The organism is Nonomuraea sp. NPDC049758 (assembly GCF_040674635.1).
In the GTDB taxonomy this organism is placed as follows: Bacteria; Actinomycetota; Actinomycetes; order Streptosporangiales; family Streptosporangiaceae; genus Nonomuraea.
Genome location: NZ_JBFAMZ010000002.1, coordinates 654392 through 673240, shown reverse-complemented (window position 1 = coordinate 673240; position 18849 = coordinate 654392). Strand labels below are relative to the sequence as shown.

The window sequence follows — 18849 nt, the reverse complement described above, 5'->3', positions numbered from 1 at the left end:
CAGCGCCGCGGACGTCTCCCCGCGGGCGAGGGCGATCTCGGCCGCGCACAGCGAGTCGATCGCCGCGCCGCCGAGCACGGTGTCCCCCTCGCTGATCCCGTTGATGCCGGCCAGCTCGGCCTCGGCGGCGTCGAGATCGCCGTCGGCCAGCGCCGAGATCAGCAGGACCGAGCGGAGCTGGGCCTCGTCGTCGACGGCGCCGAGCCGGCGCAGGACCGGCAGGGCGGTCCGGGCGTGACCGACCGCCCGCCCGCGGTCGCCGAGCTGCATGAACAGCTGGGCCAGCACGGCGTGCGCGACCGCGCCGATCCACGGGCCCTCACTGTCGCGGAGCAGCGACAGGGCCTGCTCGGCGGCCTCGATCGCCTGGTGCACCTCCCCGACGTTCTCCAGGACGTGGATGCTCGCCTGCGCCGCGGCCAGCGCCACGTCGCGGTCGGGGCTGCGGCGCAGCTCCAGGAGCTGGCGGTGGGCGTCGTCCCGGTCCCATGCGAGCGCCACCGTGGTCATGGCCCCCAGGCGGGCATCGGTCTCGCCGGTCTCCGGCAGCTCCTCGAGGAGCAGGCGCAGGGGATCGTGGGCGCGGTCGGTGACGGCGATGGTGTTCATCAGCGTGATCAGCAGGGCGGCCCTGGTCACCTCGACGAGCGGCGGTGGCGGCGTCCAGCCCTTGAGCGCCTGGCCGATCGCCTCCCGGTGGACGAAGATCCGGGTGTGGTCGCCGCGGATCGACCACAGCGAGCCCACACCGGCCAGCAACTGGACCGTCGCGGCCGGGTCGGGCTCGCCGAGCGCCTGCCGGAGCAGGTCGGCGAGGTTGCCCTCCTCCGCGCGCAGCGCGTCGACCGACTCGTACTGCCCCGGGCCGAACAGCGTGTAGGCGTGTGCGAGGGCGTACGCCGTGGCCCACTTCCGCTGCGCCGCGCGTGCCGCCGCCTCCTCGCCGGCCTCCTTCAGCCGCAGCCGCCCGAACTCCCTGACGGTCTCCAGCATCCGGTAGCGCAGGCCGTACGCCGTCTCGCGGACGCCGAGGATGGACTGCTCGGTGAGCGCGTCCACGACGGACAGGGCGTCCGGGCCGAGTACGTGCTCGGCGGCGGTCAGCGTGAACCCGTCGCCGAACAGCGACAACCAGCGCCAGGCCCGCCGTTCGGGCTCGTCCAGCAGGTTCCACGACCAGTCGATCACCGCGAGCAGCGTCTGGTGGCGGTCGGGGGCCGTCCGGTTGCCGCCGCGCAGCAGGGCGAACCGGTCCGCCAGCCGCCGCGCGATCTCCTCCACCGACATCGCCCGTACCTTGGCCGCGGCCAGCTCGATCGCGAGCGGCAGCCCGTCGAGGCGGGCGACGACCTCGGCGAGCGCGTCCTCGCCGATCCGCACCCCGGGGCGGGCGGCCGTGGCGCGCTGCCGGAACAGCTCCGCCGCGTCCTCGGCGAGCAGCTCGCCGAGCAGATAGACGCGCTCGGCGGGGATCGACAGCGGGGCGCGCGAGGTGGTCAGCACCCGCAGGTCGCGGGTCGTCACGGTCAGGAACGCGACCAGGTCGGCGACGGCCTCGATCACGTGCTCGCAGTTGTCCAGGACGAGCAGCGCCGGAGCCTGGTCGAGATGCTGGGCGATGCGGGCGCGCACGTCGGCGCGCTGCCCGGCGGTCAGGATCCGGCGCCCGCTGACCGAGTCGCGGACCCCGAGCGCCGACCCCACCTCGCCCACCACGCCCTCCGGCGAGGAGACGCCGACCAGCTCGATGAAGTGCACGACGGGCTGCGCGGCGTTCCGGCCCGCCACATGGGCCAGCCGCGTCTTGCCCAGGCCGCCGGGGCCGACGACGGAGACCACCCGGTTGGTCTGCAACAGGGCGTGGACGGCGCGGATGTCGTCCTCGCGGCCGAGCAGCGAGGAGCCGTCGAACTGGAGACCGACGCGCACCGGCCGGTCCGCGGCGAGGAGTTCGGCGTACACGCGGGCCAGCTCGGGGCCGGGTTCGGTGCCGAGCCGGGCGATCAGGCCCGAGCGGTGGCGTTCGTAGCGCTCCAGCGCGGCGGCGGCGCCGCGGACGGCGGCCTCGCTGCGCAGCAGGCAGGCCAGCAGCTCCTCGTCCTGCGGCCGTTCGGCCGCGGCCTCCTCCAGCAGCGGCAGCGCGGCCTCGTGCGCGCCGCCGCGGGCGGCCGCGATCGCCGCCATCCGCCGGGCCTCGGCCGCCTGCCGCGCCGCGAAGGCGCGCAGGTCGGCCAGCGCGCCCGTGGCGCCGTCGGGGCCGCCGGCCACGATCAGGTCCAGGGCCTCCTCGGCACGGCGGCGCGCGAGCGCCGCGTCGTCCTGGCCCAGCGCGGCCCGCGCCTGCTCCACCAGCGTCCCCAGCAGCAGGACGTCGACCTGGCCCGCGGACAGCCCGAGCCGGTAACCGCGCGGGACGCGCACGACGACGTCGGGGCCGGTCGCCGCCCTGGTCCGGGAGACGACCACCTGCAGCGCCTTGGTCGGGTTGGCCGGCGCGCCGTCGGGCCACAGCTCCTCGACCAGCCGCTCGTCGCCGACGCCCGCGCGCCCGTGCAGGGCGAGCACGGCCAGCAGGGTGTGCGCGCGGTCGCCCACGACGCGCGCGCCGTGCCAGCGGACGCCGTCAAGGAGGACCAGTGCGGGAGACACATCCTCAGCTTACGGACGATTCACCGGCCCGCGCCGCCTCCCGCGCCCGCCCCGCCGCGACGACCCGGCCGGTCGGCCTTCCCCGGCCGGACCGCCCGGGCCGGAACGCCTCGGCCGGGGGCGCTCAGACCGCCTTCACCCGGCCGGTGCCGAAAGGGTAGAGCTGCTGGATCACCGCGACGATGTCCGGCGCCGGGGGCACCCCCAGCTCCCGCAGCAGGATCCCGCTGAACTTCTCGTACTGGCGCAGCGCGCTGCTGGGATCGCCGCGGCGCGCGTGGATCTCCAGCAGGATGCGGTTCGCGCTCTCCGACCACGGCTCGGTCTGCACTGCGGCCAGCCCGTACGGCAGCGCCTCGGCGGGCCGGCCGAGGGCCAGCAGCCGGGCGGCGGCGCTCTGCAGGGCCTGCGCGGTGAGGGTGCGCAGCCAGTCACGGCGGTCGACGACCCAGTCGTCGGGCCAGCCGGCCAGCAGCGGGCGCTCGACGTCGGCGGGCGGGCCGGTCAGCTCCCCGGCCGGGCCGCCGCCGTAGATGGTGTCGTTGATCCAGCGGGTCAGCGCGTCGACGTCCACTCTCGTGGTCTCGAACAGGTTCAGGATGTCGCCGTCGGTCTCGACGAGCTCGCGGGTTCTGCGCGCGAGCCTGGACAGGGTGGTACGGAGGTTGGCCAGGGCCTGCTGCTCGGTCCCGTCCGGCCAGAGCAGTCCGGCCGTCTGCGAGCGGGACATCGGCCCCATGATCGCCAACGACGCGATCAGTCTGGCCACCCCGTAGGGCAGGGCCAGCGTGGAGCCGCCGCGACGCAGCCGGAACGGTCCCAGAAGTCGCAGTTCCAGGTCTGACTTGGCCACTCATTCATCCTTCCCACGCCTCCGACTGTCAGAGCGTAGCCAGGCATATACGGAACGCCGGGCTCAAAGTCACGGCCGCGTCCACGTGCCGCGGACGACTCCCGGCGGTGGCGCTCGCGCGGTGCCCGCGTACGGCCGGCGTCCCGCGGGCGGGGTCGCGTCGGTGCCCGGGGTGAGACGCGCCGGTCACGCCGATCGCGGGAGAACGGCGGCTTTCGGGGCTCGGACGGTGTGCCTTCCGGTGGAGGAACACGGCGGTGTTGCGCGGCCGTGCCGGGGCGTTGTGCCCGGCGTCTCTCGGGGGCCACGGGATCGCCACGTCCGCATGCGCGGCGGACCGCGCGGATGTCAGATTCCGGTGCTGTCACGGAAATGGCCCCAATTGTTCACTGTTGGTCATCAGTCCGCTCCGACCACCAGGAGGAACCGTGAGCACCCCATCAGCACCCGCCGCCGCGTTCGCCGGCTCGCTGAAGATGCCACCCACGCCGCCCAGGCCACAGGCCGCGATGGCGGCGGCAGAACCGCCGCAGCAGAGCGAGGGCGAGAGCGCCTCGGTCGTCGGGAACTCGATGGTGGCCTTCACCGCCAACGTGTCCGCGCAGCACAAGGACGACCTGCTCAACTCCTTCGGGCTGGCGCAGCTCTCGACCGTCGCCCAGGGCATCAGCCCCGAGACTGACCCGCTCGGCTATTACCACAAGGTCATCGAGGTGCTGACGAACATCGGCTACACCGGGCAGTCGGTCAACTTCGCCGGCTACGAGACCAAGACCGCCACCGTCGAGATCGACAAGGTGGTGCTGGAGATCATGGCGACCCTGGTCACCGAGCCTGAGCTGGAGATCGTCAAGGCGGCAGTGACGGCGCTGAAGTCGTCCGCCGACAGCAACGGGGCGCCGTGGCAGATCTACAACAGCCAGTCCACGTCGGACACCAACGGAAGCTTCTCGATCGGCCTGGCCACCGAGACGAACAACAACGTCGCCGTCAAGTTGTCCGCCTTCCACTTCGCCGGCACCGAGACCGCGACCAAGTTCCTGTGGATGTCCTACTCGGCGACGTCCGTGGACATCAAGCAGGGCCAGACGACCATGGTTCTCAACGACTCCGTCTACGGCGCGGTCAGGGCGACCGTGGCGCAGAAGATGTCCAGCCATGCGAGCAACTACATCGACAACCTGCCGTCGCTGTAGGAGGGCTCGATGGACGCCACAACCGCGATGCTCGTCGAAGGCGCCTTCCTGCTGCTGGACGGCGGGTTCACGGCCCAGCAGGGCGAGGACGTCGTCAACTCGGTCCTGCTGGCCGGGCACGTGGCCGCGCAGGCCGCCGCGCCCGACGCGACGGGGTACGCCGCCGAGCTGCGTCAGGCGCTCGGCAACATCGGCTGGACCACCACGGACCTCACCCGCGACAGCACCCAGCTGGACTGCGGCGACCAGCCCGACAAGACCGGGAGGTTCTGGAAGGCCGGCAAGACCGGCGGCACCTCCGGAAGCCCGGAATGCGTGCCTCTGACCATCATCGGCCAGGCGCTCGCCAGGCAGCTGACCAGCGATCTCGCCGACCAGGTGGTGGCCGGGGTCTCCGCCCTGCAGACGGCCGGCCCGCAGGTCCGCCAGGCATGGGCCCCGGCGAGCCGGACCGGCCCGCCGAGCTGCCTGCTGTTCGTCGCCACGCTCACCGGCGGCGTTCCGATGCTCGCCTACAACTACAACCAGCTCACGCCCGGCACGGACGCCACGGGCTACCCGTGGTCCGCGGTGACCGAGCCGGGCACGCTGGCCCAGTTCAGCGGCTCCGCCGCGATGAACCGGATGGTGTTCACCACCGCCTTCAGCGGGGCGCTGGCGGCCAAGGTCGCGCCGCTGCGCCCGACAGCCGTCGTCCCGCTGCACACCTGACACCAAGGAGAGAGCAGTGATTCTCACCCAGCAATCCACGCCCGCACCCGCCGAGGACCTTCCGGCCAACCAGAACGTGATGATCACCGGGCCCATGGGCGACTGCGTGTCCGTGGTCGTGCTCTGGAACCAGGTCGCGGGCGCGTACCAGAACGTACGCGGCTATCACGGGTCCGGCGGATTCCAGGCGATCAACCTGCCGTCGCTGTTCGCCGGCGTCCCGAACGTCGCCGGCACGCGGATCATCGGCTTCTTCACCGTCCAGTCGGCGTCGTCGAACGACCGCCAGCGATTCCGCGACTACTGCGCCCAGAACTTCCCCAACGCCCAAGCCGTCGTGGCCGAGGGAGGTGGCAACTACCGCGTCGACAGGACCGGCGCGTGGGCCGTCCAGCAGTGAACCGCATCGAGCAAGGAGGACCCGATCATGGGAATCAGCGACTGGCTGAAGAAGGCCGAGGACCTGGCCAAGGAGCACCCCGCCGAGACGGCGGAGGTCCTGCGGCGGGCTGAGGAGTTCGTCGAGGACGACACCGGCCACCAGTACGACCAGCAGATCAAGAAGGGCCTGGAGGCGGTCGAGGAGGCCTTCGGCGGCGAGGGCGAGGAGAACCAGCCATAAACCTGCACGACGGGCCGGCCACCGCGGGTGGCCGGCCCCTTCATCCGCAGGGAAGCTCGCGTGACCTGGTCTGCTTACGATGAGGCGTGGATCGGCTGCGGAGCGTCCCCATGGCGGACGGCGAGGTGGAGGTGCTGATCGTCGGCGGCGGGCCGGTCGGGCTCACCGCACGGGCCCTGCTGGACCGCTGGGGCGTGCGGGCCCTGCTGGTCGAACGGCACCGCGAGCCGTCGCCCTTCCCGCGGGCCCGGCTGGTCAACGTGCGTTCGATGGAGATCTACCGCGGGCTCGGGCTCGCCGCCGGGATCACCGCCCACGCGTTCGCCCCCGAGTACGGCCGCGTCCGCTTCCGCGACACCCTGTGCGGCCGCGACTTCGCCACGGCGGCGATGACCGGCATCGACGCGCCGGTGCCCGAGAGCCCCGTGACCGGCGTGGTCACCTCGCAGGACCGCCTGGAACCCGTCCTGCTCGCCGGGGCGAGGTCGCCGGCCCGCTTCGGCGTCGAGCTCGCGGAGCTGACCGAGGAGGCGGACGGCGTCGTGGCCGTCCTGCTCGGCGGACCTCGGCGCGGCGAGCGCACCCGGCTCCGCGCCCGTCACGTCCTGGCCGCCGACGGCGCGAACTCCAGCGTCCGGCGCCTGCTGGGCATCGGCGTCGCCGGGCCCGGGAGCATGGGCGGCTTCACCACCGTCGTGTTCGACGCCGACCTGCGCCGCTGGTGCGCCGACCAGCCCGCCGGGGTCTACTTCACCGCGCACGGCCTGTTCGCGCCGCTGTATCCGGAAGGAGGCTGGGCCTGGTTCGTCCCCACCCCGGACGACGGCCCGCACGCCGACTGGCCCGCCCTCCTCGCGCGCGCCCTCGGCGGCGTGCCGGCCGACGTCGTACGGATCCAGCACTGGGAGACCGACGCGTTCGTCGCCGAACGTTTCCGCCACGGCCGGATCCTGCTGGCCGGCGACGCCGCGCACGCGATGCCCATCGTCGGCGGGCTGGGCATGAACACCGGCATCGCCGATGTGCACAACCTGTGCTGGAAACTGGCGGGCGTCCTGCGGGGGTGGGCCGCTCCCGGCCTGCTGGAGACGTACGAGGAGGAGCGGCGGCCCGTCGCCTGCCGGACACTGCGCCAGACGGTGGCCAACACCGAACTCATGCTCGACGTCCAGAACCGGCGTCGCGCCCAGCTCCAGCCCGGCCGGGCAGCGCCGGACCACGTCGAGCTGCCCTGGTCGGAGCGGTACTTCGCGCAGCTCGGCCTGGTGCTCGGCGGCACGTACCGCTCCGGCGCCGTCCTCGCGGGCGAGGGACCCGCGCCGGAGCCGCCGGGCGCGGACTACGTGCCCAGCGCGGAGCCAGGTCGCCGGATGCCGCACCTCTGGCTCGCCCGCGACCGCTCGACCCTGGACACGTTCGGCGAATGGTTCACCGTGCTCACCCCGGACCCTGCCGTCTGGGCCGGGCCGACGACGCCGTGGCCGGTGCGCGTCGAGTCCCTTCCCGTGGAACACGCGGCGTTCTGCGGGATCACCGCGCAGGGAGCGCTACTCGTCCGTCCTGACGGGCACGTCGCCGCCCGCTGGTCCGGCCCGCCCCCGGGCGCCTCCATCCTTCTCGACGCCCTCGCCACGTTGACCGGGCAGGACGCCCGAGCCGTCCGTCGCGCGTCGCCTCCGTGACGACCGCCGTCATCCGGCCTGTGCCGCATGCCGGCCCTTGCGCCGCTCGCCCAGCCGGACGCCCACGAAGACCAGCACGGCCAGCAGCACCACGGCGATGACCGCGTTGGTGCCCATGCCGACGTAGGACTCCACCAGCGACCAGTTCTCGCCGAGCGCCCAGCCGGCCAGCACGAACGCGGTGTTCCAGAGCAGGCTCCCGGCCGTGGTCAGGAGCGTGAAGACGCCCAGCGGCATACGTTCCACCCCGGCGGGAACGGAGATCAGACTGCGGAAGATCGGGATCATCCGGCCGAAGAACACCGTCTTGCGGCCGTGCTTGTGGAACCACGCCTCGGTCCGCGCGATGTCGGAGACCTTCAGCAGCGGGAGCCGGGCGGCCAGGGCCAGCGTGCGCTCGCGGCCGAGCACCGCGCCCACCCAGTACAGCGCCAATGCCCCGATCACCGAGCCGGCCGTGGTCCACAGCAGCACGGCGACCAGGTTCATCGCCCCCTGGGAGGCGGTGAAACCGGCCAGCGGCAGGATCACCTCGCTGGGCAGGGGCGGGAACAGGTTCTCCAGCGCGATCGCGATCCCCGCTCCAGGTGCGCCCAGCAGTTCCATCAGGTCGATCAGCCATTCCGTCATGCGTCAGAGACTAGGAACGACCAAGGTGGGGCTGCCATGAGGCAGGTGGCCGTTCAGGGGTGCGGGAAACCACACCCCCCCGCCGCCGTCGTCGGCGCTAGCTGCCGGTGCACCACCTGCCGCTCTTGAACCGCTCCTCGACCTCGACCTCGGGCGCCGAGTCGGCGACCGCGATGTCGAGTTGCGCCGTGGCGGCCACCAGGGTGCCGGCCGGCGACTTGGCCGCCTCGGCGTCCACCACCAGCTGCCGGTCGCCGAGCAGCGCGTAGGTGTCGCTGTCGAAGATCAGATCCCAGCGCACCCCGTCCGGGCTCGTGAAGCCCACGCCGATGCCCGTGCGGCCCGCCGCGTCCTGCACCCCCTCGTCGACGGTGATGCCGGGGAACGTGCTCAGGGCCTGGTACAACGCGCTGCGTTGCGCGGCCGGGAGGTAGGTGTGCCACAGCAGCTGACGTGCGGCGAGGTAGGCGAGGAACGGTGTCAGGCTCTTCGCCTTGGGCTTCCACATCGCGTCGAGGTGGGCGCGCATGCCGTCCGCGTCGGTCGGCAGGTTCTTGATCGTCGGATAGTCGCTCCTGAAGTCCTTGCAGTAGACGATGGGGTCGGTTCTGGTGCCCATGTCCTTGTAGGCGGACTTCGGGATCGGTTCGCCGGCGTAGGCCAGGGGCTCGATGGGCGAGTGCTCGAACACGCCGTCGGCGTACTGCCCCCGCCGTCGCTCGCCCGCCCGCAGCCAGACAGTGGTCTTGGAACGCCGGTAGTAGTGCTCGTCGGACTTGTCGAACGGCACCAGGGAGTGGTCGGTGATCTGCAGGGTCTTCACCACGATGTACTGGTCGTCGCGCGGCTCGATCTCGTCGACGGCGGCCCTCGCCGCGCGGTGGAGCACGTCGGCGGCCGACAGCAGCTTCATCTCCTGCGGCGGGGAGGGGGCCGGCGGCACCTTCACCACCACCAGGCCGACGGCCAGCGCCAGCCCTCCGGCGAGGGCGAAGCCGTACGGCCTGCGCCAGGCCGACCGGGACCGTCCCGCCCTGAGCAGCCGATCCCTGGCCATGGCCTTGGTGCCGGGGTCGTAGGGCGCCACTTCCGGCCGGACCTCGTTGATCAGGTCGAACTCGTTCATCGGGGGTCCTCCAGGACGTTGCGAATCTTGGCCCGGATCCGGGACAGACGGGAACGGACGGTGCCCACCGGGATGTCGAACGCCTGAGCCACCTGCTCGTAGGACAGTTCGGCCCAGGTGACCAGGAAGAGCAGCTCGCGTTCCGCCGAAGAGAGCCTGGTCAGCGCGTCGGTCAGGCGGGGACCGAGCCGCTGGGCGTCGATCCGGTCGATGCTGCGCTGCTCGAAGGGGTTGTCGTCGTGACCCGGCATCCTGGCCAGGGCGCGCAGCCTGCGCACCTCGGTACGGCGGTGTTTGGCGATCAGGTTGGCGGCGATGCCGTACAACCAGGGCGCGGCGTCCGGGATGGCCGCCACCGGGTGAGTCCTCTCATGGGGGGAAGTCCTTCCACAGGGCGCGTTCGCACCCTTCACCACAGACTCACCCGCACCGGCCTTTCGGTTCCATCGCTCCTTGGGGGAGTTCGGCGCGTGGGAGTTCAACGGGATCCGACCCGCTTCAGCCTGCTGGAGCGGAATTCGACCTGCTTCAGCGTGATCCGACCCGCTTCAGCTTCAGCGTGATCCGGCCCGCCGAACTCGCCACGCGTACGTGCCCGAGCGTGGTCGCCGTCAGGCGAACCGCGGCGCCGGGATGACCCTCTTCCTCAGCGCCGCGACGCCGACGGCCGCCACCCAGATGGCGGCGATGCCGTTGAACATCGCGACCGCGCCCCAGCCGTTCGAGGCGTAGAACTCCGACGAGTTGAAGCCGAAGAACATCGACGGCACCCCGGCCAGGTGCAGTGCGGCGATGCCGAACGACGACCAGCCGACCCACCGGGAAAGGGCGCCGGTGCGCAGCACCGCGTACCCGAAGGCGACGCCGAAGACGACCAGCATCAGGTGGCTCATCGAGCCGTAGAGCAGGTAGGTGGGCACGGTGCGGGTCGGGTCGATCTCCTCGACGGCCTTGATGGCGCTGCTGCCCTCGATCCCCTTGGCGACCATGTCGACGATCGTCCACGCCACGCCGGCGGTGCCGGCGACCGCCCCGAACCATTCGTAGCGGGCGTCGGCCCGCGTGATGAGCGACCGGACGCCGCTCATGAACACCAGGAACAGCGTCAGCGCGCAGAAGTTGAAGAGCGTACGGGTGAGGATCAGCCAGTCCGGCATGAGGGCGCCGGTCTCGACACCGCAGGCCGGAGGGTCACACGCGGGCACGACGAAGTAAAGGGGGAGCTCGGCCATCGCGAAGACGGCGCCGAGGATCCCGGCCACGCCGATCCAGCGGCGAGCCGTGGGCGGGAGCTGAATCTGTGTAAGTAATGAAGTGTTCATGGCATGCACAGTAGCAACAACTGTGTAAGCCGTCTACTATTTCCTTCGGATCTTCGAGAGGATGCCGGCCATGACCCCACGCAAGAGCTCCGGACGCGACCTCACGCGAGACCGCGAGCCCGCGCCGGATCCCGGGCCCGCCGCCGACACAGACCTCGATGCGCTGCCGCCGGGCCTGGCCGCGGCCTGGGGCGTCGTCGACACCGGTGGGCGGCGCGGCCCCAAGCCGGCGCACAGCGTCGAGAAGATCATCGCGGTCGCGACCGAACTGGCCGACGAGGAGGGCATCGCCGCCGCCTCCCTGCCCAAGGTGGCCGCCCGGATCGGCGTGACCGCCAACGCGCTGTATCGCTACGTCAGCTCCAAGGAAGAGCTCATCGTGCTCCTGGCCGATCGCGCCTGGGGCGACCCGCCCGAGCTGCCCGACGGCGACTGGCGAGAGGCGGCCGCGCTGTGGTCACGCCGGCTGTTCGAGCGTTTCCTCTCCCGTCCGTGGTTGCTGGACGTGCCGACCACCGTCTCCCTGACCCCGCACAACGCGGCCTGGCTGGACGCCCTGATCACCGCACTCGGATCGACCGGAATGGAGGCGCAGCTGATGCTGAACTGCGCGTACCTCCTCGACAGCCACGCCCGGTACGGCGCCAACCTGCGACGCAACACTCCGACACCGGCCGCGTTGCGCCGCGCGAACCCCGACCAGCAGCGGGCGGTCCGCGCGGTCCGCGTGTTCCTCGACGGCCAGCTCCGCTCCCGCAACCTGAACGCCGTCGCGGACGCGATCCAGGACCCGATGTTCCTCGCCGACGAACCTCCGCTCGACGGCTTCGAATTCGGCCTCGCCAGAATCCTCGACGGCATCGAGGCATACGTCCAGCAGTAGGAACGCCGCAGCAGCCTGCCCGCCGAATTCCCGTCGGGCAATTGCGCCTTCGTCGGCAGGCTCTCGGGTGGGCCGGTATATGTGCATGAATTATCAGCCCTGCGTTCCGACGTCTGGTCCAGCGCCCCCGCTGCGGACGACTGCGGCACTATCACGTACGGACAGTGAGGCTTTTCATCCTGAAGTGGCAGTTCTGGCGGGTGGACTGATGGAGGAGCAAGGCCCGACCGAATATGGTTCGTCCCGGCCGTTGGACGACAGCTAGGGTGCCCGCCATGCAGGACGAGGTCTACCACTACAACAAGGAACGCTGGGAAGCCCTTGTGGGGGCGGAGGCGTTGTTCACCCGTCCTATGCTCGACCTGGACGCGGAGAAGGCTCAGGCCTATCTGGGCCTGGAGAGGCTGGGCATCCCCGGCGACCTGGCGGGCCGGAAGGTGCTCTGCCTGGCGGGAGGGGGCGGGCAGCAGTCTGCGGCCTTCGCTCTGCTCGGAGCCGACGTGACGGTTCTCGACATCTCGTCCGGGCAGCTGGAGCGGGACCGCCTGGCCGCTGAGCACTACAGCGTCGGCATCCGCACGATCCAGGGAGACATGCGGGACCTGTCGGCCCTTGACGACTCCTCGTTCGATCTGGTCTGGCATCCGTACTCGCTGACCTTCGTCCCGGACTCCCGGATCGTTTTCCGCGAGGTCGCGAGAGTCGTCGACGAAGGCGGCTACTACTACCTGATGTGCGCCAACCCGTTCTTCTCCGGGCTCACTCACCACTCGTGGAACGGGGAGGGCTACACGCTGAAGCACCCCTACACGGACGAGGCCGCGACCTGCTATCCCGACCAGGACTGGGTCTACGACCGCAAGCCGTCCGGCCGCCACATTCGCGAACCCCTGGAGTACAGGCAGACACTGAGCCGGATCGTCAACAGCCTGATCCGGGAAGGCTTCATGCTGAGGCTCCTTTCTGAGGTCCGAGGTGACGACCCGGGTGCGGAACCGGGCAGTTGGGCGCACTTCACGGGGGTGGCCCCGCCGTGGCTGGAATTCGTCTGGCAGTACTGCCCGGCATCCTCGGAAGGCGCGGGTGTCTGGGGGCAGGGGTGACCGCGACCTGCGAATGTTCCAGCTGTGTGAGCCTCTTTCATCCTGAGTAGCGGCCCTCCTCGACGAGTTGCAGCACGAGGATTGCTTGCACGGGCGCGGTCGCACGACGCGGACAACAGCGCAGCTTGGTCAGCGCTTTCCAGCTCTTCATGGGCGCAACGGCGCGTTCGCCGATGGCCCGGATACGGGCGTGGGCGCGGTTGACGTCCCGCTGGCCATGTGACAGCCGGCGCCGATGACAATGCCGCCTGTGTTTGCCGCTGTAGTACGGGCGTTCGTCGGCCAGGCGGTCGATCGGGATGAGGGTGCCGTCCACGATGGCGTAGGTCAGCCGCGCAGCGCGTCTCGCAGCGGCGTGCACGTCGTCGGCCGGCGCGGCCGGCAGGTCCACGCTTTCGCGGACGTAGCGCCAGGCTGTGGTGGTGCCGATGGCGAATCCGGCGGCCAAACGGGCGTAGGTGTCGCCGTTGCGCAGATGGGCCAGAACCAGCAGCGCCTGCTGGGCCGGGGCCAACCGACGTCATCGGCAGCGGCGTTCGGCTCGCTGGTTGGGGATGAGTTCAGCCAAGCGGATGAGGGTGTGGTCGGACAGCGGAATCGAGGCCCGGTAAGACAGCAACGAGGTTCCCGGTCGGGGCATCGGATCTTGGTCGGCTGCTGTCTTACCGGGAATCTCCTCTCATCCGTCACCGCTCTGCGCATGCCCATCGTGGCCAGCGCCATCAGGTCGGAAAGAGCTCAGTGTCAGGACCCCGATCGGCCCAAGCCCGTGAACGAGTGGATCGTAGGGCGCTGGGACCAGCCCGTCCCCACGGTCGCCGCCGCCGTCGTAGGAGCGCTGGGCATGGCCGCCCCCGGCCTCTGGCCTGGCAACTGCACAGCACCGGCGCCGAAGAGGTCGAAAGGCCGCAAACTATGGCCACTCGACTGACACAGACTCCGCACGTGCCGCTCGATCACTCACGCCGACGCCAGGTCCTCGAACCCCGCCTTCAACCAAGTAGTGCCTACGACGACGTGCAGCTCACTGCCTCGCCCCAGCACGACAGCCGTCCTGGGAAGCGGCCCTCCGTCGGGCATCACCAGCCGGGTGGGACGATCCACCGACAAGCCTTCCCCCTTGATGCTCCCGGTGACCACCCGGTGCCGCTGTCCTTCATATCCGCCGACAAGCGCCACCCGGTCGCCGGCGACGACGAGCGCATGGGCGCCCTTCACCTGCGTGGACCAGCCGGCAACCGCGCCGGCTCGAACCCGCACGATAGGAAAGTCGGTGTAGTAGTAGGCCCACGCTTCATTCCCCGACACGTTCAGCGCGTAGCAGTCGGAGATCGCGCCGAACTCACCGTCGTACGGATATCGCCACGCGGGAGCCAGATCAGCCCCGAAGCGGATCAGACCGGGGGAGCCGATGGGGGCGGGACTGCCTTTCTCTCCCCAGCCGAAGTTGCCGAACACGCCTTCGTCGAAATAGCTCACCCATATGTCGCCGGAAAGCGTCGTCTGCACGTCCTCGATTCCGTCTCCCAGCACGCCCTTTCGCAGGAGCTTTCCATCGGCATCGTAGACGGCGGCGTTGGACTCGGCCGCTCCGTCCCGCCAACGGCACCGCGCCCCCACCAAGAGCACGGCCCCGTCCGGCATCGGCTGGACGTGGTTGTGCGCCTGTGAGTGCCGGGCAATGGAAACCGACCTCGTCAGATGGGGACGGTACGTGGCGACATGCAACGAGACTGGCGCGGCCGTACGCGAATGGGGAAAAGACGCCCCATCAGAGGCGACAGTCCGTGCATTCAGCGGATCAGCGTTCTCCTGCGAGACCCACACAACGACGAGCTCCCCCTTGGGACCCGCCGCCGTACTCACCATCTCCGCGCCCCGGGACGGCGGAACCAAGTCCGCGTGATGGCGCAGCCGCACAACGTCTGTCTTTCGATTACTTCCGGCTCGGCCTCGCATGGGAGACACCTTATTGATCGCGTGGCTGAATCGCGCCTGAAATAAATCCCAGCCAGTGCCAGCACCGACGCTCCTGAAGCCCCACTTCGGGCCGATCTCCATATCGCAAGCAATCGACCCGACCATGTGACATGGAACGCCGGGAACAACAGCTGCTCCCGCTCCTCCCGAGGACGAACACGTCACCAGGAAGCCGGCCCGGCCGCACGCCGCCCCCCAAGGCGCCGCGGTACGGTCGGCGGCGCCTTCGAACAGGTTGTCCAGGGGTTCAGCGACGGGCTTTGCGCAGCCCGGTGATCTGCAGCTCGGCGAACAGCCCCACGACCAGAGCCTGAGCGATGGCCCAGACGGCCCCGAGCGTGCTGAACTCCAGCGCACCCGTCACCACTGCGGCCACGCTGCCGAGGGTCCAGACGATGTTCAACGCGACGACGGCCCTGACGGCGTTCTGGCCGATCGCGGGACGCGCGGCCACCAGGCCGACGGCGGCGCCGTACACGAGCAGGAAGACCCCGATCTCGCGCAGCAGCCCCGCCTCCGGCCCGAGCAGGCCGCTCACGGGCCCGGCCAGGGCCAGGTACACCAGCCCATTGACGCCGGTGACGACGGCGTCCGCAACAAGAGCGAGGCGCAGGAACTTGGTCCGGTCGGCGGTGATGGTGAGGGCGGTCATCTCTGCTCCTTCAAGTGCTCGTTTCGACACCTGAACAATGGCAGCGAGACGTAAGGACCGCGATTACGCGCCAGGTAATGAGAACGGCAACCAGGCCGCTCAGGGCGGCCGCTATCCGCTACAAGGATGCGTCGTTCCATGTCACTTGTTGGGGCACCGCTACTGGAGGGAGGGCCACCATGGGCCCGTTCACCGCCCTGCTGATCGCCGCGGCGCTTGTGGCCGTGCTCCACGTCGCCGTCAGCCGCAACCCGCTGACCAAGTGCTCGCAGTGCGCGGGCAGCGGCTTGCGTCCGGTCGCGGGTGCTGCCGCGGCGGTACCGGCGTGCACGCGCTGCCGACGCCTGGCGAGATCCGGGGCCGGTTCCAAACATAGACATTCGGAAAGCGAAACCGCTTTGGAAGACGTGACGCCCTCCGCTGCGACTCACAGCGAAAGGCGGGCGGTGGCCTGAAGCAGGCCGGGCACCACCGTAGGCCTCCAGGCCTGATTGAGGACGGTCTTCTCGTAGGCGTCAATGCTGGCGCGCTGGCGGCGCTTTGTGCCTGTCTTCAATGAGCGGCGCCGATCCATGTACTGCGCGCCGATGGAGCGTACGGCCACAATCAGGACGCCAGGCACCTTCGACGGCAGCCAGCCGCACGCGGCGGCGGGACGGCCGGGATGGCGTTGAGCGTCGGCAGCGTCACCTTCTGCTCGCCAGCCTTGCACTTGTCGTACTGGCTGCGGTCCAGGGGCCAGCGGTCGCACGGCGCCAGTCTTCGGCATTGATGCACACGCCAAAGCTCTTCGGCTTGCCCGGCGCGGCGCTCGCGGAGGCGGCACCAGGCACACCGAGGCCGACGACGAGAGCGGACGGGACTACAGCGCTCTAAAAGATCCTCATTGAAGGTTCTCCTCAATGAGGAATGGGGCCAACCGAAGAGTGCCCCGCATCGGACAGCACACTCGGAAGCGGCATCGAATCGCGTTCCGGAGACGTTCAGCGCAGCCTTCACACATGCCCTTGAAGGGCTGGAGAATGGCGTGGTGACGAAGACTTCTGGCGCAGCATCCGGACCAGGAACTGCTGCCACCCGAACCGGCCGGCAACTGCCTGCGTGGACGATTCCGGCCGCGATTTCGGCAGCCGGTTTGGTCTGCTTCATGGCTGCGATGATCCTGATGAAGGTGTCTGATGGGGCGCAGCCATGGTTGAGGATCGGTATCGCCGCTCTGGCGTTCTCCGCAGCAGTATGGGTCTGCTACTCGACACTGCGATGGCTCGCCGCCAGACGACGGCAGAACGTCACTGGCTAGTTGACCTCGTTGATGTACTGCCGCACCCGAAACCCATGACACCCTCAGCAGGACGGCCCAGTCGTCGAGGGTGACCGTTCCACTCGCCCCGCGGCCGTCCGCGTTCAGAGCATTCTCCAGAGCGTCGCCGAACACGGTGCCGTCCGACGCCTGTCGTGACCGGGTAGCCGCCGGGCGTAGAACACGCTGTAGAGGGTTTCACGTCCCATCTCTTCGTGCCCCTCCGAAGTGCGGGCAGCCGCTTCACGGAGGCCTCCGTGGGGTTCGGCAGGGACGCAGTGGTAGGCAGGCCGGCTGAAGCCGACGATGGCCGATCGGGATTGGGCTCGCCGCATGCAGGCGTTGGAGGCATTGAATTCGATCGTCACCACGTGCCCTGTACTGATCCGCCCGGCACCCGAGAAGCATAAGGCCGTCCAGGATGACACTCTGCTCCTGCCGGCGAAGGAGGGTCTGCTGGCGACCAGCAGGGAGCGGCTTGAGCAGGTCTTCCCTGCGGACTGGGTTCGCCGCCTGCAGGAGGGTTGGCCGCCTTCCTCCGCGCGCAGGGTTCCGATGTTCGGAGCGTTACGGAGATGGGTCTCAAGGGCGCGTCAGATGCCAAGCTCGCCCAGCTCGCCGAACAACTCGGTGCCAAGGTGGTGACCCGGGATCGCGGTCGGCAAATGGATGGCGGGTTCGGGCGGAACGCGATCCAGATAAACTCGAAGATCAAGAGCTTCGCTGCCATCCTGAGGATCATTACTGGCAAATGACAGATAATCCCGACCATGCTGGATATAGCGAGGCCAAGCGCTCCGCAATTCACGAACGGTGGCTTGCGGAGCGTCGTCGGCGTACCGAGGATCCCCATTATCGAGAAGAGTGGTACTCCGAGCAGTGCGGCGCCTGCCGATTCTGGTTCCCGCTGGCCGGCGCGCTGGGCAACGATTACGGCGCGTGCGCGAATGCGGCGTCCCTCTTCGACGGCCGGATCCGTTTCGAGCATGACGGGTGTGACGCCTTCCAGGAGTCGGGAACCTGGTCCGTTCCGGAGGACCACGAGACGCATCGACGGTGGCGGCTGTACCTCGACGTGCTGGACAACATGGACGAACGTGGCTTGTTGCTGCTGCGCGATGCGCTGACCGAAGAGCCTGACCGGAAGCTGGCACTGGCCGTGATCCTGCGCGCGCTGGAGACAGTGAACGCGGACGAGCGGCGAGAGTGGATCGATCTGGCCCCTGCCGGACAGGATCGTGAGCGAGCCGAGGCCCGCGCGAAAGATCTCGAACTCTTGACGGGGGGGCCAGTCGGTCAGCCTGGCGAATGGTCGGAGTGGTTGCAGCTCAGGCTCGCGGCGACCACCTCCGATCCGGCGATGCTCGAAACCCTCGTCCGAGCAGGGCGCACGAAACGCGTCCGGCGCCTGGCCGGAGAGCGTAAGCGGGCGATGCGTGACCCTGGCCCGGCCCCCACCTGTCACCTGAGGACGAATCGTCCAGCACATGTACGACTACCTGCTCCTCGACATCGTCAAGAGCACGACTCTGACCATCGATTCCTTCGTGGTGCCTGCCCCGGGCGTCAGCGCGTAACGAGAGCGCTCGGCGCGGCCCCAGCAAGCTGCGGACGAGCTCCAGCTCGGCCCCGGATGGTGAGCCGCCGGCGACTACGTGTTCGCCACGGGATGGGATGAGCCCGTTCACCCCCGACACGCTCGGCTCGCTCTTCCTGATCACGATCAAGCGATACAACCAAATGAACACCGGCATGCCGTTGCCCCATGCACGGCTTCACGACCTACGCCATATCCCTGCGACGATCCTGCTCCTGGCCGGCGTCCCCGTCCATGTGGTCGCGGCCCGCCTCGGCCACGCCGACCCGTCGAGCTGCTCAGGGTCTATGCCCATGTGGTCCGCGCCGCAGAGGCGTCAGCCGCCGATGTCTTCGCTGAGGCGATCGGTGAAGGACGAGGAGCCGTGTTAACAAGATCCGGAGATGCTCCTGACAAACAGAAGGGCCCGCTCCCAGGAACCCCTGGTTGCGGGCCTTTCGCATGTGTGCGGCCGGAGGTACTCGAAACCCCAACCTTCTGATCCGTAGTCAGATGCTCTATCCATTGAGCTACGGCCGCTCGCTGCGTAAGCAAGCATAGCGG

General features: G+C 69.7%; 18 protein-coding genes, 1 tRNA gene and 3 pseudogenes. 12 read left to right on the top strand and 10 right to left on the bottom strand.

The features are described 5' to 3' along the window. Positions 1-1182: 1182 nt before the first annotated feature. Positions 1183-2421, bottom strand: a pseudogene (locus AB0J46_RS07750) (BTAD domain-containing putative transcriptional regulator); the annotation flags it as partial. 352 nt (positions 2422-2773) lie between these two features. Continuing rightward, on the bottom strand, positions 2774-3502 hold the full coding sequence (locus AB0J46_RS07745; RefSeq protein WP_364327856.1) for a BTAD domain-containing putative transcriptional regulator: 729 nt from the start codon (positions 3500-3502) through the stop codon (positions 2774-2776). Positions 3503-3930: 428 nt separating this feature from the next. Between AB0J46_RS07745 and AB0J46_RS07740 the strand changes: the two genes are divergently transcribed. The 5 genes from AB0J46_RS07740 (at position 3931) to AB0J46_RS07720 (ending at position 7713) form a co-directional block, all read left to right on the top strand. Further along, positions 3931-4698 carry a hypothetical protein gene (locus AB0J46_RS07740; protein ID WP_364327853.1) on the top strand — a complete coding sequence of 256 codons (768 nt, stop codon included), beginning with the start codon at positions 3931-3933 and terminating at the stop codon, positions 4696-4698. A gap of 9 nt (positions 4699-4707) precedes the next feature. Then, positions 4708-5409, top strand: a complete 702-nt coding sequence (locus AB0J46_RS07735) for a hypothetical protein (protein WP_364327850.1) — start codon at positions 4708-4710, stop codon at positions 5407-5409. Positions 5410-5425: 16 nt separating this feature from the next. Beyond that, on the top strand, positions 5426-5809 hold the full coding sequence (locus AB0J46_RS07730; protein WP_364327847.1) for a hypothetical protein: 384 nt from the start codon (positions 5426-5428) through the stop codon (positions 5807-5809). Positions 5810-5836: 27 nt separating this feature from the next. Continuing rightward, entirely contained in the window at positions 5837-6031 is a 195-nt protein-coding gene (locus tag AB0J46_RS07725; RefSeq protein ID WP_364327844.1) for an Rv0909 family putative TA system antitoxin, read from the top strand. 110 nt (positions 6032-6141) lie between these two features. Further along, positions 6142-7713: an FAD-dependent monooxygenase gene (locus AB0J46_RS07720; protein ID WP_364327842.1), complete on the top strand. Its 1572-nt coding sequence runs from the start codon at positions 6142-6144 to the stop codon at positions 7711-7713. 18 nt (positions 7714-7731) lie between these two features. Here the strand turns inward: AB0J46_RS07720 and AB0J46_RS07715 are convergent. From AB0J46_RS07715 to AB0J46_RS07700, 4 genes and pseudogenes are all read right to left on the bottom strand, one after another. Continuing rightward, a pseudogene (locus AB0J46_RS07715) lies at positions 7732-8343 on the bottom strand (DedA family protein); the annotation flags it as partial. A 97-nt stretch (positions 8344-8440) separates the two neighbouring features. Then, positions 8441-9469: a CU044_5270 family protein gene (locus AB0J46_RS07710; RefSeq protein WP_364327839.1), complete on the bottom strand. Its 1029-nt coding sequence runs from the start codon at positions 9467-9469 to the stop codon at positions 8441-8443. Beyond that, on the bottom strand, positions 9466-9825 hold the full coding sequence (locus AB0J46_RS07705) for an RNA polymerase sigma factor (protein WP_364327836.1): 360 nt from the start codon (positions 9823-9825) through the stop codon (positions 9466-9468). The genes AB0J46_RS07710 and AB0J46_RS07705 overlap by 4 nt, the downstream gene beginning before the upstream one ends. Before the next feature lie 255 nt (positions 9826-10080). Continuing rightward, positions 10081-10791 carry a hypothetical protein gene (locus AB0J46_RS07700; RefSeq protein WP_364327834.1) on the bottom strand — a complete coding sequence of 237 codons (711 nt, stop codon included), beginning with the start codon at positions 10789-10791 and terminating at the stop codon, positions 10081-10083. Between the two features lie 70 nt (positions 10792-10861). Between AB0J46_RS07700 and AB0J46_RS07695 the strand changes: the two genes are divergently transcribed. Both AB0J46_RS07695 and AB0J46_RS07690 read left to right on the top strand, forming a co-directional pair. After that, entirely contained in the window at positions 10862-11674 is an 813-nt protein-coding gene (locus AB0J46_RS07695; protein ID WP_364327832.1) for a TetR/AcrR family transcriptional regulator, read from the top strand. Positions 11675-11949: 275 nt separating this feature from the next. Continuing rightward, positions 11950-12777, top strand: coding sequence for a class I SAM-dependent methyltransferase (locus AB0J46_RS07690; RefSeq protein WP_364327829.1), 828 nt, complete (start codon positions 11950-11952; stop codon positions 12775-12777). A gap of 37 nt (positions 12778-12814) precedes the next feature. Here AB0J46_RS07690 and AB0J46_RS07685 read toward each other — a convergent pair. The 3 genes and pseudogenes from AB0J46_RS07685 to AB0J46_RS07675 all read right to left on the bottom strand — a co-directional run bounded on the left by AB0J46_RS07685 (position 12815) and on the right by AB0J46_RS07675 (position 15409). Further along, positions 12815-13396 (bottom strand): annotated as a pseudogene (locus tag AB0J46_RS07685) (transposase family protein). A 341-nt stretch (positions 13397-13737) separates the two neighbouring features. Beyond that, entirely contained in the window at positions 13738-14421 is a 684-nt protein-coding gene (locus tag AB0J46_RS07680; protein WP_364327826.1) for a hypothetical protein, read from the bottom strand. Positions 14422-15004: 583 nt separating this feature from the next. Further along, a complete protein-coding gene (locus AB0J46_RS07675) occupies positions 15005-15409 on the bottom strand; it encodes a hypothetical protein (protein WP_364327823.1) in 405 nt (134 codons plus the stop codon). A 179-nt stretch (positions 15410-15588) separates the two neighbouring features. Between AB0J46_RS07675 and AB0J46_RS07670 the strand changes: the two genes are divergently transcribed. The 5 genes from AB0J46_RS07670 to AB0J46_RS07650 all read left to right on the top strand — a co-directional run bounded on the left by AB0J46_RS07670 (position 15589) and on the right by AB0J46_RS07650 (position 18677). Continuing rightward, on the top strand, positions 15589-15864 hold the full coding sequence (locus tag AB0J46_RS07670; protein ID WP_364327820.1) for a hypothetical protein: 276 nt from the start codon (positions 15589-15591) through the stop codon (positions 15862-15864). A 431-nt stretch (positions 15865-16295) separates the two neighbouring features. Then, on the top strand, positions 16296-16709 hold the full coding sequence (locus AB0J46_RS07665) for a hypothetical protein (RefSeq protein ID WP_364327817.1): 414 nt from the start codon (positions 16296-16298) through the stop codon (positions 16707-16709). Between the two features lie 524 nt (positions 16710-17233). Further along, on the top strand, positions 17234-17464 hold the full coding sequence (locus tag AB0J46_RS07660) for a DUF5615 family PIN-like protein (protein ID WP_364327814.1): 231 nt from the start codon (positions 17234-17236) through the stop codon (positions 17462-17464). Next, positions 17461-18387, top strand: coding sequence for a DUF3027 domain-containing protein (locus tag AB0J46_RS07655; protein WP_364327811.1), 927 nt, complete (start codon positions 17461-17463; stop codon positions 18385-18387). The genes AB0J46_RS07660 and AB0J46_RS07655 overlap by 4 nt, the downstream gene beginning before the upstream one ends. Beyond that, complete coding sequence (locus tag AB0J46_RS07650; RefSeq protein ID WP_364327808.1) at positions 18384-18677, top strand: tyrosine-type recombinase/integrase; 294 nt, start codon at positions 18384-18386, stop codon at positions 18675-18677. Before AB0J46_RS07655 ends, AB0J46_RS07650 begins: the two co-directional genes overlap by 4 nt. A 75-nt stretch (positions 18678-18752) precedes the next feature. Here AB0J46_RS07650 and AB0J46_RS07645 read toward each other — a convergent pair. Then, a tRNA-Arg gene (locus tag AB0J46_RS07645) sits at positions 18753-18825 on the bottom strand. Between the last annotated feature and the right edge of the window lie 24 nt (positions 18826-18849).